This window comes from Cyclobacterium xiamenense (assembly GCF_009467825.1).
Lineage (GTDB): Bacteria > Bacteroidota > Bacteroidia > Cytophagales > Cyclobacteriaceae > Cyclobacterium > Cyclobacterium xiamenense.
In genome coordinates this window covers 14,147-30,593 of sequence record NZ_WIOK01000023.1, presented here as the reverse complement: position 1 = coordinate 30,593, position 16,447 = coordinate 14,147, and the positions used below count along the sequence as shown (strand labels likewise).

At 51.5% G+C, this 16,447-nt stretch carries 10 protein-coding genes; 5 read left to right on the top strand and 5 right to left on the bottom strand.

Annotation, left to right across the window (positions count from 1 at the left end):
- Positions 1-18 precede the first annotated feature (18 nt).
- Positions 19-1,443, top strand: a complete 1,425-nt coding sequence (locus GCU44_RS16405) for an SDR family oxidoreductase (RefSeq protein WP_154857793.1) — start codon at positions 19-21, stop codon at positions 1,441-1,443.
- 399 nt (positions 1,444-1,842) lie between these two features.
- Entirely contained in the window at positions 1,843-4,080 is a 2,238-nt protein-coding gene (locus GCU44_RS16400) for an alpha-amylase family protein (protein WP_154857791.1), read from the top strand.
- Between the two features lie 49 nt (positions 4,081-4,129).
- On the opposite strand, the gene GCU44_RS16395 is transcribed toward GCU44_RS16400, so the two are convergent.
- Genes GCU44_RS16395 through GCU44_RS16385 form a run of 3 tightly spaced genes read right to left on the bottom strand, consistent with a single transcriptional unit; the run spans position 4,130 to position 7,842 of the window.
- Positions 4,130-6,232 (bottom strand): S9 family peptidase, encoded by a 2,103-nt coding sequence (locus tag GCU44_RS16395; RefSeq protein ID WP_154857789.1) that lies wholly within the window; start codon positions 6,230-6,232, stop codon positions 4,130-4,132.
- 13 nt (positions 6,233-6,245) lie between these two features.
- Positions 6,246-7,553 (bottom strand): D-alanyl-D-alanine carboxypeptidase/D-alanyl-D-alanine-endopeptidase, encoded by a 1,308-nt coding sequence (locus tag GCU44_RS16390; protein WP_154857787.1) that lies wholly within the window; start codon positions 7,551-7,553, stop codon positions 6,246-6,248.
- Positions 7,492-7,842 carry a hypothetical protein gene (locus GCU44_RS16385; protein ID WP_154857785.1) on the bottom strand — a complete coding sequence of 117 codons (351 nt, stop codon included), beginning with the start codon at positions 7,840-7,842 and terminating at the stop codon, positions 7,492-7,494. The genes GCU44_RS16390 and GCU44_RS16385 overlap by 62 nt, the downstream gene beginning before the upstream one ends.
- A 208-nt stretch (positions 7,843-8,050) precedes the next feature.
- Here GCU44_RS16385 and GCU44_RS16380 point away from each other — a divergent pair, with 208 nt between their 5' ends.
- Positions 8,051-9,988, top strand: a complete 1,938-nt coding sequence (locus GCU44_RS16380) for a pyrroloquinoline quinone-dependent dehydrogenase (protein ID WP_154857783.1) — start codon at positions 8,051-8,053, stop codon at positions 9,986-9,988.
- Between the two features lie 486 nt (positions 9,989-10,474).
- Here GCU44_RS16380 and GCU44_RS16375 read toward each other — a convergent pair whose 3' ends face one another.
- Both GCU44_RS16375 and GCU44_RS16370 read right to left on the bottom strand, forming a co-directional pair.
- Complete coding sequence (locus GCU44_RS16375; protein ID WP_154857781.1) at positions 10,475-11,881, bottom strand: SusD/RagB family nutrient-binding outer membrane lipoprotein; 1,407 nt, start codon at positions 11,879-11,881, stop codon at positions 10,475-10,477.
- A gap of 12 nt (positions 11,882-11,893) precedes the next feature.
- The gene (locus tag GCU44_RS16370; RefSeq protein ID WP_154857779.1) at positions 11,894-14,992 is read right to left on the bottom strand and encodes a SusC/RagA family TonB-linked outer membrane protein; all 3,099 of its coding nucleotides are present in this window, start codon (positions 14,990-14,992) and stop codon (positions 11,894-11,896) included.
- Between the two features lie 283 nt (positions 14,993-15,275).
- Here GCU44_RS16370 and GCU44_RS16365 point away from each other — a divergent pair, with 283 nt between their 5' ends.
- On the top strand, positions 15,276-15,794 hold the full coding sequence (locus GCU44_RS16365; RefSeq protein ID WP_241684989.1) for a cytidine deaminase: 519 nt from the start codon (positions 15,276-15,278) through the stop codon (positions 15,792-15,794).
- Complete coding sequence (locus tag GCU44_RS16360) at positions 15,794-16,441, top strand: alpha/beta hydrolase (RefSeq protein WP_154857769.1); 648 nt, start codon at positions 15,794-15,796, stop codon at positions 16,439-16,441. Before GCU44_RS16365 ends, GCU44_RS16360 begins: the two co-directional genes overlap by 1 nt.
- Positions 16,442-16,447 lie beyond the last annotated feature (6 nt).

Genomic DNA, 16,447 nt, shown 5'->3' with positions numbered 1-16,447 from the left:
CCAATTAATACCACCACATTGAAAATACTACTTACAGGAGCGACCGGATACATTGCCCAGCGCTTATTGCCAGTACTTTTACAGGAAGGACACCAGGTAATCTGTTGTGTCCGGGACAAAAACCGCTTCAATAGCCACCGTTTTGCTCCGGAAAACCTTCGTGTGATTGAAGTCGATTTTCTGGATACAAACAGCCTGCAAAATATCCCTGAAGATATTGACCTGGCCTACTACCTCATTCACTCCATGTCTACCCAAAGTGGGAAATTTGAAGAAATGGAGGCTACCTGCGCCAACAATTTCCGGGACCGCCTGGAAAAGACCGGGGCCAGGCAGGTTATCTACCTGAGCGGTATTGTCAACGATGCGGAATTGTCCAAACACCTCTCCTCTCGTAAGAACGTCGAACACATCTTATCCAACGCTCGCTTTGCCCTAACTACCCTCAAAGCAGGGATCATTGTCGGCTCCGGCAGCGCCTCCTTCGAAATCATCCGGGACCTGGTAGAAAAACTACCGGTCATGATTGCTCCACAATGGCTAAAAACCAAGTGTCAGCCGATAGCCATCCGAAACGTGATCGAATTTCTAAATGGGGTCATCTTGAAAGAAGAAACCTATAACCAAAGTTTCGATATTGGCGGACCCGACATTCTCAATTACAAGGAAATGCTGCTGCGTTTTGCAAAAATAAGAGGGTTGACCCGAAGGATTGGGATCGTGCCGGTCATGACACCAAAAATCTCCTCCTATTGGCTGTATTTTGTCACCTCCACCTCCTACGCCCTGGCCCAGAACCTGGTCAACAGCATGAAAATTGAGGTGATTTGTTCACCGAATAACCTGGCGTCCACACTGGGTATTACCCCTATCGGCTACGATGATGCCATACGAATGGCATTCGATAAGATCGAACAAAACCAGGTCTTGTCCAGCTGGAAGGATGCGCAGACCAGTGACCTGCTCCAAAAAGGGCTCACCCAATACATGGAAGTACCGGTAAACGGCTGCTTTGTGGAAGTACGTAGGCAAGAAATAAGCCACCCGGAAGCGGTACTACAGGCCGTCTGGAAAATTGGTGGAAAAACCGGCTGGTATTACGGCAACTGGCTTTGGGAAATGCGGGGCTTTTTGGATCAGTTGGTAGGCGGTGTCGGCATGCGCCGCGGAAGAAAAAGTGAGACGGAAATTTCCGCAGGCGAGACCCTGGATTTCTGGCGGGTGCTCATTGCCGACAAGGAGGAAAAGCGGCTCCTGCTGTACGCAGAAATGAAATTACCCGGAGAGGCCTGGCTGGAATTCAAGATTGAAGACAAGGTGTTGATTCAAACAGCTACCTTTCGACCCTTGGGCTTGTTGGGCAGGCTGTATTGGTATTCCGTGCTGCCTTTTCATGGATTTATCTTTGGAGGGATGATTAAAAATATAGCCGCTATTGAGTAACTTATCCAGTGAATCTAAACCGATGAAAAGACCGCGCTGCTGACCGACGCTTAAAATGACATAGGTCTGAAACACGCAAGCGACCATGCGTACAAGAAAAGACCCGGGTACTCGTACCAGAAACCGAGTAAATTCGAAGGATCTAAAACCGAAACTGGAAGCGGATGAGGAGGTTTGAGTCCTGATGATTCAGCAAAGCCCTTCGGTTCGAACTGCGGCAAGGAAGGTATACAAGCAAGTGATAGCGAATGAGCGACCGGTCCCTTACTTTGTCAATCATTCCGGTACGGAGAATTTTCTATCCGTTCACAAAAGTGTTTTAGAAAAGCTAGTCAAAATAAATTGATCGCGATGCATGTAAGCCTATTGTGTGGTACTCTTGGGAGGAATTTGCTTTTAATGGCCCTGTTCGGATGGGCTTTTGGCTGCCAATCCGAATACCAGAAAGATGGCGCAGCTTATTCCGCAGCGGTAGTAGGTCCCTACAAAGGAAAGCCCACCATCTTCCTGAACGGAACGCCGGTAGCGCCGGTTCAATACGGATTAACCGATGTCCCTGGCGGCCGCTGGTCCTGGGAGGAAATCCCCCAGCACAATATCCGGCAATTTTGCGAACAGGGCATACGGCTGTACCAACTGGATTTGTTTTTGGAGCAGTTCTGGCAAGCGGACGGAAGCCTGGATCTCTCCCTGGCCAAAAAACAGGTAGACGGTGTCCTGGAAGTTTGCCCCGATGCCGGGGTGGTTTTTCGATTCCACCTCAATGCGCCTAAGTGGTGGATGGAACTACATCCGGAAGAGATGACCCGATACGATGGCGTAGAACCCATGCCGGATGAACAACTAGGCTTTAGCCGCCTGGTGGAAGCAGATGCCCGAATTCCGATTCGGGCCAGTTTTGCCTCCAAACGCTGGCAATCCGAGGCCAGGGAAAAATTGGCTGCCTTTTGCCAATCCTTTTCAAAAACTCCACAGGGAGATCGACTCATCGGGATGCACCTGGCAAACGGTGTCTATGGAGAGTGGCATCAATGGGGCTTCATGCGCAACGAAGCCGATTTTAGTTCTGCCATGGAAGCCCATTTCCGCGAATGGCTGCAAAAGAAATACGGTAGTCAGACCGCCCTGCAGCGGGCATGGGCGGACAGTACCGCTTCTTTTGCTAGCGCAAGCATACCCGATACCGAGGAACGCAGCCATACATCTGCCGGTATCTTTCGTGATCCGCAGGCCGAAAGAAATGTAATCGATTATTACAGCTGCCAGCACGAACTGGTAGCGGATTTGATCATCGATTTTTGTTCAACCGTCAAGGAAAACTGGCCTCGGCCCATCCTCACCGGAGCCTTTTACGGGTACTACTTTTCCGTATTTGGCCGGGAGGCCGCCGGGGGACACCTGGCACTTCAGAAGGTCCTGGCCTCGGATCAGATCGACTACCTGAGTGGACCCCAATCCTACTATCCGGATAGTGGCTACCAGCCCGGGGAGCCCTACCGGTCCAGAACCCTCAACCATTCTCTCCTACTGAATGGAAAACTATGGCTGGACGAATACGATCAACAACCCAGAAGGGTCTGGCCCTATCAGGGATTGACCGAAAACCGGGAAGCCTACGAACAAGCCCTGACGGCCAATGTATCCATGATTCGCCGCAACGTGTTGTACCCATTGCTGAAGGGACAGGGCCTGTGGTTCTACGATTTTGGCCCGGCCAGTATGCACCTCCACCCAAACAACCAGCGAAACGACCAGGCGGGTACCAACGGTTACTGGGATCATCCGCGGTACATGGAGACCATTGGTGCCTTAAAGGCCATTGCCGACACCCTGCTCCACCAGGAATACGAGTCCGGGGCAGAGGTACTTGCCGTGTTCGACACGGAAAGTATCAAATACACGAGAAGCACCCGGCAGCAACCCTGCCCCATTACCCCCCAATTGATCAATTACAGCAGCCTTGCCTTGTTTTATTCGGGAGCCCTTTTTGATGCCATACACCTTGCGGATTTGGACAAAGCAGACTTATCCTCTTATAAAGCGGTGGTTTTCTTCAACACGTTTGTAATGGACGCAGGCAGCAGAGCACTGATAAAAAACAAAGTAGCGGCCGAAGGTCGGCATCTGGTTTGGATGTACGCACCGGGATACCTGGACGGAAATGACTTTCAATCCAGGTTTGTTTCGGAATTGACTGGAATCAACCTAAAGACAACCCACTACGGTGAAGCCCTGAAAATTATTTTTGGAGATACCTGGACAACCCTGGACCCCATGGAGGCTACGGCAGCCTATGATCCCGTCTTTTACCCGGAGGATCCCGAGATGACCCAACTGGGTACCTATCAGGGCCTGAATTTGCCCGCAATTGGCAGGAAGGAGCAGGCAACCCATACGGCCTGGTACAGCGGAGTTCCCATTGTGAACCCGGAAGTGTTTCGCCAAATCTGGAAAAAAGCGGGGGTAAGCATCTATACAGACAACGGAGATATTGCGTATGGAAACCACGACTGGATCATGATTCATAGCAAAACTGCCGGTACCAAAGTGCTACCGGGTGGGAAGGAGATTGAAACGAAAAGCGCTCCTTCGACCCTCTTGCTGGAACGCAAATCGAACCGGCTCCTGCTGGAATAGGCCCTTGTGAAGACCTGTTTTACCTTCCCATGGAGCTGCTTCGTTTTCTTTATTTTTGAAGCAGGTGCCTTCCCAAATACGCCACGGTGGCTTCGTTAACCCGTACCCGATTCGAAAACTGCATCCAATGGTGCGTATCTCCCGGAATGACCAGATAGTCGTAGGGTTTTCCCAACTCGTCAAAACGCCGGACCAGATCGGCGCTGTGATAAAATCCCACGTTACGGTCATCGTCCGAATGAATGAACAAGACAGGGGAGGTCCATTGATCTAAGTCGGCCATGGGAGAGGATTCCCAGGCGATTTGTTTGGCTTCTGCATAGTCCGGTGCCACTTCGATGCCCTCGGGGAGTGCGTACCGGTGGTCCATGTCGTGCACACCACTGATGTCAACGCCTACTTTGAACAGATCGGAGTCCCGGGCCAATGCCATGGCCGTCAGGTAACCCCCATAAGATCCTCCATAAATTCCGATGCGCTCCGCATCCACCTGCTCCATGCCGGCCAGGAATTCCCCAGCAGCCTTGATGTCCTGGTATTCGGCTGCCCCCTGGTAATAGGTGCCGGCAGGTCGATGGAAGTCGTATCCGTATCCTATACCCAGCCGGTAATTCACCGACAGCACCACAAAGCCCATTTCGGCCAGCTTTTGATTAATGGCGTAGGTATTGGAATAATAATCCATGTAACTCCAGCCCAATAGCATCTGCCGCTGCGGTCCGCCGTGAACAAAGACTACGGCTGCCTTTTTCGCCGGACCGCCAGCCGGTTCAAACAATTGCCCGTACACCCGGGTACCGTCGGCGGCGATAAACGACACGTGCCTGGGAGCTACCAACGCTTCCGTAGGAAAATCGGCTGGAATGAGATTTTCACCCAACAAACGGACCTCCCCCTCCCGTAAAACGGCCGGAAGCAAGGGACGCTTCGGCGTGGCTGAGAAAAAGGCGATTTCGTCCTCGCGACCGGTAAAGATCGGATAAGCTTCAATACCCTGTCCGGAGGTTTTCCAGGTAAATGTTCCGCTCGTCAAATCAACCGTAGCCACATGGCGCCTATCCAGATCATCCGGCAGGTCGCCCCCATTGGCGGCAAAAACCAGGCTTTTTCCATCCGGATGCAGGCTGAGCTGCTCCACCATAAACTCTCCCGGACTGAGTAGGGTCGCTTCCTGGCTCCGCAGATCGAGCGAATACAGGTGCGGCCATCCGTCTTCGTAAGAAAGGTATACCAATTGCTCCCGCATCGGCCAATGCAGGTTAAATCCACCGTGCGTGGTGGGCACCGAACCAGCCAGGGTTTCCGGAGCCTTCCACTGTCGGACCGCTTTCCCGGACCGTACATCGGCTGTCCAAATCTCCCAGGGCACATGACGCTTTTCCAACAGCGGCAAGGCCGCTCCCGAACCCCCCAGGGTCCGTACAAAAGCGATGGACTGTCCATCCGGTGACCATCGGGGCGACTGATCGCGTTGAAAGGAGGGGGCAAGCCAATTCACCGGGGTGGATTCGTCCCGGTGCACCCCGATCAGGGCATGCGTCCCCCGGTTGGCCACAAAAGCCAATTGACTGCCATCTGGAGAGAAACGGAGATCACCGAGCCGACCTCTATTCTGAATAATGGCCTTTGCCGGCTCCTCGCTAGCCAGGTCCTTGAGCCAGATTTCGCCGTTTTTGATAAAAGCCAAATTATGTCCGCTGCCCCATACGGGATAATCCCCGCTGGTCAAGGGACTGGCTTTCCCGGATGCAAGGGATATTGTCCAAATATCCACGCTACTCATTTTCGGCATGTTTTGGGTGTTTACCGGTCGCGAAGCATTGCCTCCACCGTGGTCTCCACCCCGTACAAACACCAGGTACTCCCCATCTTTGCTGAACTGCAAACTGCTGATTTCCTGGCCATCGTCTTCCTGAAAGTGAGTCAACCTTCGGACGGCATAATCGGGCGCTTCGGCAAGGTATACGTTTCGTTTGCCTTGCTCGTCCATGGCCCAGGCAATGTGGCCGCTGGCAGCATGAGCGGTGAGTTCGGAAGGAAAGGAAAACCGGGAAACAGAAAGCGTACTAAAACCCTGAGCAAACGATAAACAGGGTGGTAACAGCGCAACAAGGACCAGTAATAATCCGAAAAGTGCTTTGAAAAGGGGCATACAGGGGTCGGGGTCAATAATTCGCGTGGATAAAATAAAGTACCTTCTGAAGTTCGGTCTTCTGAACACTGGAACTCCCGGTATAATTGTTAAAAAACGTGCTGAAGAGCAGGGTTTTACCGCTTTTGGTAAACAGGTATCCACTCAACGCCGCGCTCATGCTCAGCGTGCCGGTTTTTGCATATATATAGGGGGGGTCTCCCGGGTCTGCGGGATACCAGTTTCGGATCGTCCCGGACTCACCTCCGGCGGGAAAATACGCCTTGATCTTTTCCATGGGTACCTCCTGTTGGATTTTGTCGAGCAATTTGATGACCGATCGTGGGGTAAACATGTTTTGTGGAGACAATCCCGATCCATCCACCCACTGCGGTTCGTCCGGAAGGTCTTTCAACAAACTGTCGGTGGCATAGGTGATGGCTGCGGCCATATCCAGGGAGTCAAAGAGCGCGTCTGCCACCAGTACCATGAGTTGTTCTGCCAGAAAATTATCACTGATTTTCATCATCTGAGCGTAGATCGAATCCGCTTTTGCCGTTTGCAGCGTTTGATGGGGCGTGCTGGTATACCCCAGATCTTCGATCAGGTTGATTTTCCGGCCAACGGCTTCCTGAAGCAAATTTTTGGTCAGGTTGGGAGAGGTAATGATGGGTTTGTCGGTTTCAAAAGCCAGTTCTCCCGCCTCCGGGTTCAATGCATAATAAAACAGGTTTCGTTCGAAGTCCCTGCGAATGGTGTACCTGTCTGGCATTTCACCCATCTCCTTACTCAGGGGTAAAAAGGCACTCTTAGGATAGACGGTGGCGATAGGCGAAGCGGCGACTTTGGAATACCGGATTACATTCCCGTAGACAGGCATGGCCGATCGCTCGGCAGCAAAGTAGTACGGGTACCAATTCCAGGTCCACCCGCGACCGTACCGGGGTACCTGCGCAAAATTATCTACCAGGTACAGGTCTTCCGGCCGTTCCTTCAAAAATCGGATGACGGTGCTATCCTGAAAATCCGGATGCAACAGGGATGGATCCCCTGTTCCCCAAAACACCAGGGAATCTCCTTTTTCCAGGTAGTTCAGTCCATTTACCCGATCGTCCCCCAATACTTTGTAGCTGGTATAAAAGGTAAAAATCTTGGTATTGGAAGCGGGAATAAAATACTTTTTCTCGTTCAGACTGACCAGCGTCTTTTCCTTAACCGGGTCATACAACATGAATCCCATGTGTCCTCTTTCAAAGACCTCGGAATCGTAGACGGATTTTTTAACTTTTTGTACCGTGCAGGAACTGATTAGGAGGAGTAATAGCCAGTAAATGTGCTTCATGGGTTAAATTTAACCCTGCCTTGCCAATAAAAAATAAAAAGCTAAAAAAAATATCGAGGAATTGGCCGTTTTTTAGGAAAAAAAAAGGCGAATTTTGAGTCTCATCCATTATTTTAAACCGATTGCACTTCTTGATCCCGGCAAGCCTACGGAGGGAAATGGCAGCCCTATCCCGGCAGAAGTGGCGAGCAGACCCTAGCCAGGCCCGCTGGCCTTGATCCTGCGGTAAAACCTCTTCAGTAAATGGATGTGCCCGGGCATGAAAAAGCCTTTTGATCATTGCTTTCAATCGGATAAAATGATTACTTTTCCTTCAACTATTGCAGCCAATGCCTGACCAACTGAAACGACACCGGCCCGAACCGGACATGGGGGAGGCAAGGCACCCGATTGGCTGCACGGATAGCCCTTAAATTTACCAAATCGGTCTGGGGAAGGGGTCTCCCGAGCTTCCGGGTGCGACAAATTATGACCTATAACAATCAAACAGCGAATCGATGAAAAAATATAGTGGCTTTTTCGGCTGCCTTTTTCTCGCACTTTCCGGTACCCTTTTTGGCCAAGGAAATGACGCCGATTGGCCTGCCTACGGAGGTGATCCGGGCGGTAGGCGGCATGCTACACTTTCCCAAATTACCCCGGAAAATCTCCATCGGTTGAAGGTGGCCTGGACCTACCGTACCGGGGAATTGGCATACTACCAACAAAATAACGCCGCAGAAAAAGCCGCATTCGAAGCCACGCCTTTGATGGTGGAAGGCGTTTTGTACCTAAGCACTCCCAGCAATCGGGTCATTGCCCTGGATCCAGCAACCGGTGCCGAAAAATGGACCTTTGACCCAAAGGTCGACTTAAATAGGGATTATTCCGAAATCACCTCCCGGGGCGTATCTACCTGGCCGGGACCGGATGTGCTGGGAAAGGATAGGAAACGAAGAATTTTCCTGACAACGATTGACGGTCGTCTGATTGCACTATCTGCCGCAACCGGAAAACCGATTCCCGAATTCGGAAGGAAAGGCACCATTGACTTGCGCAGGAGAATCGGCCCCATCAGCGTCACCTCCCCTCCGGCGATCATTGGAAATACGCTCATCACCGGCTCTTCCATGGGCGATAACCAACGGCTGGATTACGAACGCGGAGTAGTGAGGGCCTTTGATGTGTTGACGGGAAAATTAAAGTGGCGTTGGGATCCCATACCCCGCAGGGCCGACGATCCGGCCAGGGCTACCTGGAAAGGGAAAAAAGCAGCGCAGACCGGTGCCGCCAATGCCTGGTCCATCCTTTCAGTGGATCCCGAACGGAACCTGGTATTTATCCCCACCACGAGTCCCAGTCCGGATTATTATGGGGGAGAACGCGTCGGTAGAAACGAGTACGCCAATTCAATAGTTGCTCTCCGGGCCAGCACCGGTAAGCTGGTCTGGCATTTCCAGACCGTTCACCACGATCTCTGGGATTATGACAACGCCGCCCAGCCGGCATTGATTTCGGTAGAGCGGGATGGTGGGGAGGTTCCGGCAGTGGCAGTGGGAACGAAGATGGGGCATATTTTCCTCCTGCACCGGGAAACCGGAAAACCCTTGTTTCCGATAGAGGAACGGCCCGTTCCCGCAAGCAAGGTCCCCGGAGAACAAGCGTATCCTACCCAGCCCTTTCCGGTGTTGCCCCTACCCGTAGGGCCGCAGCAGGTTCGTACAGCAGATGCCTGGGGATTAACGGAAGCCGACCGGCAAACTGCGGAAAGGCGAATCGCATCCTTACTTAACGAGGGTCCGTTTACCCCTCCGAGCCTGCAAGGCTCCATGATAGCCCCCTCCAATGCCGGTGGCGTGCATTGGGGAGGAGTTTCCTACGATCCAGGCCGAAATCTCCTGATTACCAATATCAACCGACTGGTAGCCGTCATCCGGCTGATCCCCCGCGAAAAACTAAAGGAAGAGGAAGGAAAAAACGAGGCCCTACTGCGGGCAGAAACCGGACTTCAGGAGGGAACCCCCTATGTCTTGAAAAGGGATTACTTGTTTACGAGAAGCCAGGAGGGATTGCGCATGCAGACAAAACCGCCCTGGGGAACCCTACTGGCCATCGACATGAATTCCGGGGAACGCAAATGGGAAGTACCGCTGGGATTTATGTACGATCCCCAAACCTACCCCGACGCGGTCAATTGGGGCTCCATCAATTTTGGGGGTGCCTTGACCACGGCCAGCGGACTGACGTTTGTAGCCGCATCCGTAGATGGTTTTTTCCGGGCCTTTGCTACCGAAACCGGTGAACTACTCTGGCAAAGCCAGCTTCCTGCAGGTGGCCAATCCACCCCTATGTCCTATCAATTGAACGGGAAACAATACCTGGTGATTTCAGCGGGTGGGCATGGCAAGTTGGGTACACCACTAGGCGATTACGTCGTAGCCTATGCCTTGGATTGAATGGGGTATGGCCCGCATTTTTTCCCCGTTCTCGTCCACACTGCTTCTTCCTGCATCCGAAAAACGACCAGGTTTTGGATTCAATGGGCATTGCTTCAACCGGAAAAACCTGCAACCGTAAAAATAGATTGAGGTGTACCAGGATTCATCGGGATTGAAAACTCATCGGCTTTGTTAAACCCGAAATAGCCAATAAGCCTATCTACCCCAAGGCCCACAGATAGTAGGAACTGAAACTACTTCAAAATCAGTCGCTACGCTGCGGTTTTCGATTTCACCGTAGCAGTGCAATGCCTCAAACTCCAAACAGCCTGATTTTCTTGCCGTTTCAATTCTCATGACGATTAGTTATGCAAAATCCGGACTAAAGGGAAGGTGCGGTTCTTTCCAGGGGTTCATAGAACGCAACGATCAGTAGGAGTCGCAAAAAAAGTAAGGGCGAAGTTTCTAACTTCGCCCTGGGAAAAAGATGCATTTAATTTTTACTTACTGGTCCCACCAGATTCGGTCCAATAGGGTCACATTAGGCACATTTTGGCCATTTCTGCTGACTTCATTGTCCGGGTAGGCGAGCCTGCGGATAAACTGCCCGTTCAGATCGGCATTTAGATTTGCTGGTACGGTCATGTCCTTGTAGCCGTAATCGAATCTCCTGGCATCGTTCCAGGTTTCTGGATGCAAGAATAGGGCTACCCATTTTTCCTTTAGAATGGTATCCAAGGTCAGAGCTTGTGCACCCACGGCCACGCTGGGGTCGGACAAATAGGCGTCCTTCTCCGCCTGAGGCACCTCCAGCATGTCCATATGCGCTTCGATTCCGGCCAAATAAGCCGCATAAGCCCTGCCTGGATCCGTGGATAACGCGGCTTCCGCTTCGATAAACTTTTGCTCTGCATAGGTTGCGATCAAAAGCGGCGACAATTCGGAAGTATAAAACTGCCCGGGAACCAGGGTGGATCGGGCACCTTGCTCCGGCGCATCTCCCCGGCCCTCACCGTTGAGTACACCCACAAATTCACCCTCATCCGTGGTACCAATCATTAGACCAAGCCGTGGGTCTACTGTAGGATACGACGTTCCATCCAACGCTTCGATAAACTGGGTGGAAATCCATCCGCCCAATAACAGGTTTGCGTTGTTAATGGCCACCTGGGCCCAGGGATTGAAACGCTGCTCAAAAAAGGTCACGAAGGCATCGTCTTCGTTCCCGGAAAATCCATTGTCCAGTGCAGCGAGCAATTCGCTTTCGTTGTAACTACCGGTACCTTTCGTATGAAGCATAAACCTTGCTTTAAGAACGTTTGCAAACTTGCCCCACTTTTCCACGTCTCCCTGGAAGATAAAATCATCTGCTCCCATGGAAATGGTGGTGCTACCTGCGAGGTTCTGTATGCCGCTATCCAACAAACGCATAATTTCTGCATACAACTGCTCGTCATCGTCGTAAGTCGGGGTCACCGAACTGAAATCAAAGCCTTCGGAATAGGGCACATCACCAAAGATGTCAACCGTCATACCCAGGTTCAGTGCCATCAAGACCTGCCCGGCACCCAGGTAATGACCTGCGTCGGATTCCTCGGCCTTGCTGATCAGGTCGGTCAAATCGGTCATCACGTTGTAGAGATTAAACCAGGTACCACTAAAGTTCAGGGGATCCATGACATCGGAGGCACTTGCGGGATTGGGAGAGGCAAGGTATTGCACGTAATTGGAGGTAGTGCTGCCGACCCGTTGCACGTTCAGGGCCGTTTCGTAGGTAGCGTTGGTCATCAGCCCCGTAATGGGAGCATCTTCCGGATTATTCGGATTTTCATTGACGTCCAGAAACTCTTCGCAGGAAGAAAGTCCCACCAAAAGCAACAGACCAAGTAGTCGGATATGTATCGATTTCATAATGGCTGAAAATTAAAGTCCAAGGTTGAGATTAAAGAATACACTCTGTACTCCGGGGAAGCCAAGGCCAGTAAATCCCACGGCATTTCCTCCGGCTCCAGCTGAAAAGGATTCCGGATCAAAGCCATCCCAGGGCGTGTACAGGATAATATTATTGGCTGCCACGGATACCCTTGCGGATCGAAACGGCGTGCTTTCCAAAATCTCCGGGCTCAGGTTGTAGCCCAAGGTGAGATTTCGCAACTTAATGAAACTGGCATCGGTCACAAAGTTTTCACTGGTGGTGCGGTAATGATTCCGCCAGTAGCCGGCGCCGTAGTTCACGCCGTCCGGACCGACACCCTGACCCAGCCATACTTCCTGTGTATTGGGCGAACCGTCGGCAAGTACTCCCTCAAACACCCGGAAATCCTCCCGGGCCTCGGTAAACTCGTTTTTGCCAAAGGCAGAGAGGAAATTTGCAAACTGGTTGTATTGCTCTACACCGGTTCGAAAGTCTACCAAAAAGGATAACTCAAATCCCTTGTAGGTAAAATCGTTGCGGATCCCCCCGATCCATTTTGGTACGGCATTTCCAAGCACCAATTGGGTTCCGGTTCTTACGGGGAAGCCGTTTGCACCAATGATTACCGGCAGGCTACGATCCAGAAACAAGTTGTCCGGATCGGCACCAAGCCGCTGGTAAGAACTGCCGAAAATATTTCCATAGGCCTCTCCCTCTATCAATTTCATGGTAACCGTGGACCCCACGTAGCCAAATTGACTGCCTACCACGATCTCGTCAATTCCTTCCCGAATAGACTTGATCTCGTTATTGTTTATCGAGAGGTTGGCATTGATCGACCAGGAAAAATCCTGCGTCTGAACCGGCGTGCCGCCTAAAATAAATTCAAAGCCGCTATTTTCAATTTCGCCTGCATTCGTGATGTAGGAAGAAAATCCGGTTGCGTCAGAGATCGGTACCGGGATGATCTGATCCTGGGCGTTCGACTTGTAGTAGGTCACGTCAAAGTTGGCCCGATTGTCCCAAAAGGCCGTCTGCAAGCCAAACTCGAGCGAAGTCGTTAACTCCGGCCGTAAGTTCGGATCGCCAAAGACAGAGTTCCGGGTGAACCCTACCTGTCCGTTCAACGGGAAAATGGACGGAGAGGCATACGTAGCTCCCAGGATGTGGGGATTGGTGTCTTTTCCTACTTGCGCCCAGGAAGCTCTCAATTTACCAAAGGTAACCCAGGAGGGCAGGCTTAGGTTTTCGCTAAACACGTAGCCCAGGTTTACCGAAGGGTAAAAAAAGGAATTGTTGTCCTTGGGCAGGGTGGAGGAGATATCGTTTCTTCCGGTAAGATTCAAAAACAGAAAGTTTTTGTAATCCACCATCAGGTCGCCATAAAAACCTACCAGCCTTCTGAGACTTTTGCCCTGACTGGCGAATATCTGCGTGGTATTATTCAAGTTGTAAAACTCAGGGATGACAAAATTCTCTCCCCTTGCTGTAATGCGATCAAACCGGCGCTCAAAGATATCGTTACCGAGCCGAAGGCTGGTGTTCCAGTCGGAGTTGAATTGCTTTTTCAGCGTTATGTAGAAGTTTGAAGTAAGGTCCCGGCTATTGATACGGGTCTCTTCCAACAAACCAGTGGAGCTCAATGCCCTTTCCCCATCGATTCCCTTGGGACCTGGCGTAATCTCGGTTCGCGTATCGCTGTAAAAGTCATTCCCCAATCGGTAAGAGAAGGACAACCAATCTGTCGGGTTGTAATTCAGGTTGATGTTCCCAATGATGCGGTTCACATCATCTTCATACGTCGCAAAGCGGGCATCGTAAATGGGATTGGTATTGCCATAGGTACGCATGGTGCCGTCTTCGTTGATGTAGTCTCGGACATCGGTCGTTTCGGACCAGTACATCATGCGTTCCATAAAGCGGTCGTGTGGCACGCGGTTTCCTCCGGTATTGGAGAAGTTGATCGAACCGGAGAAGTCAAATTTTTCGTTGGCCTTTACTGAACCGGAAAGCTTGGCGGTGGTCCGGTCCCAGGTAGAGAAGGGGATGATTCCCTCCTGGGTCAGGTTGCCGATTGATCCGTAGAAAGTTGCTTTTTCGTTTCCGCCAGAAATGCTGACGCTATTGTCCACTTGTACCCCCGTGTTGAAGGCGCGGTTCCAGTTGTCCTGGTAGCGATGGTCGGGTACGGTTTGCTGCACTTGACTGATGGGGGCTCCCCAGGAAGGCCAGAAGCTGTTGGGCTGGTATTGTCCGCTGAATCCTTGTCCGTATTCGTCCTGTAGCCGGGGCAATCGGTTTAGTTCCTCGATACCTACGGATCCATTGTAATTGACACGAATCTGCCCCTCTTTTCCTTTTTTGGTAGTGATGATTACCGCCCCGTTTGCAGCTCTCACGCCGTATAGCGCCGTGGCGGCGGCTCCTTTAAGCACCGACATGGATTCGATATCGTTGGGATTTACATCGGCCATTCGGTTGGATAGCCCCCGGGGAGTTCCACTGGATTCGATGGTGGAATTGTCCACCGGAACCCCGTCTACCACAAAGAGCGGCTGGTTGTCTGCTCCGGGATCCAGGGAGTTAATTCCCCGAATGATGATCCGGGCCGATTGACCCGGTGCGCCTCCCGAATTGGTAACCTGCACCCCGGCTACCTGCCCCTGAAGGGCATTGACCAGGTTAGGCTGCTTCATTTTGGTGATGGCTTCTGCATCAATGCTCTGTGCTGAGTAGCCTAGTGATTTCTTTTCCTGGGAAATACCGAAGGCCGTCACGATAAACTCGTCCAGATCTCCGGCTTCCGGACTTAGGGCGATGTTCACGGTTTGGCGATTTGCCACTTGCTCCGATCGGGTAGCAAATCCAATGAAGGAAAAAAGCAACACCGCGTTCGGACCGGGTACGTCCAGGGAGTAATTTCCTTCCAGGTCGGAGACCGTGCCGGTGCTGGTTCCTTCTATAACGATGCTCACACCCGGGAGCACTTCCCCATCTTCGGTGGAGGTAATGGTGCCGCTAACCGTCCGCTGCTGCGCCAGCAACACGGATCCCTGCAAAAGGAAGCAGGTTAGTAACACGAAATACAGGGTAAATCTTCTTTTCATACGTTTGCGTTTAAAATAATTCAACTTGATTTAATAGGTGTTTATTCGATCTAAAGACCATTTGGGTTACTTAGCCGTGCAAAATTGAACCCAAGATCGCGATAATTTAAACCCTCCTGTGTCGATTTGGTTCACTTAGTGCCCGGAAAACAAGTTTAAGGTAAGTATAAAAACCAGTAAAACGAATAAATACGGTACTTATTTCTCCAATAGTTCAGAGAAAAGTTCAATTTTTGACTTGCTTAATTCAAAATGATTCCGGCGAATTCTAAATTTAAACCGTATGTTTAGAAAGTTAAAGCCAAAAATACCGATGGAAAAAAACAGGAAAATCAGCAGCAACAGTAGTCTGGAAATCCTACTACGAGAGGATTTGGACGCCATTCGTCTCAACCTGGTCCATTTAGCCCGCAAGGCCGCAGACCTCGCCTATGCACCCTATTCCAATTTTCGCGTAGGCGCGGCTGTGGTCCTGGAGGACGGGCAGACCTTTTGGGCCAACAACCAGGAAAACATTTGCTTTCCGGTCGGTGTTTGCGCGGAAAGAATTCTGCTCGGGTACACCCATGCCAACTTCCCGCACCTAAAGCCGGAGATTTTGGTGATCGCCGCCCTAAAGTCGGACAATACCGGGCTGGCTACGGTAACTCCCTGCGGCCTTTGCCGGCAAAGTATCAGTGAATTCGAAATGAAGTTCAAGGCGCCCATTGAAATCCTGATGTGCCGGCCGGACGAAACCTTGCTCCGGGCCGAGGGAATCGATCAGCTGTTGCCGTATAAATTTGAAGACCTGAATCGGTGATGATATCCCATTCCCTTTCGTTTGCCCATCGGCACCTGTATTACCTGAGTCAGCCGCTTACGGGAAAAGAAACCAGCCTTTGGATCGTTTTTCACGGATACGGTCAACTCGCCAATTTTTTCCTGCGAAAGTTCGCGCATTTTGTTTCCGAGGACCGGCTGATTGTTGCTCCCGAAGGTCTCAACCGACAGTACCTGAACGGCTTTTCCGGTCGGGTGGGAGCCAATTGGATGACCAAGCACGAGCGCTCTGCGGCCATCGAGAATACCAACAATTACCTCAATTCCATGCTGAGCGAGCTACTTCCACAGCTCCCACACCTTCAGGTGGTACATAGCCTGGGCTTTTCGCAAGGTGCTGCCACCATGAGCCGCTGGCTCTGTCAGACGGAGGTCTCCCTGGACAAGGTGATCTTCTGGGGAGGCGCGCCAGCCTATGATCTGGAACCCGATTTGCTTCGCGAGCGGCTACAAAATAGCCGGGTCCTGGTTGCACGGGGAGAATCCGATCCATTTCTTCAGACCGAACAATTCCAGGAAGCCCAGGCCCGGCTGCTGGAGGCGGCAATTCCGGATATACGTACGTTTCACTACCCTGGCGGACACGAATTGGAACCCGCATTGCTCAAACAACTATTTTTGATGTAATTTTGT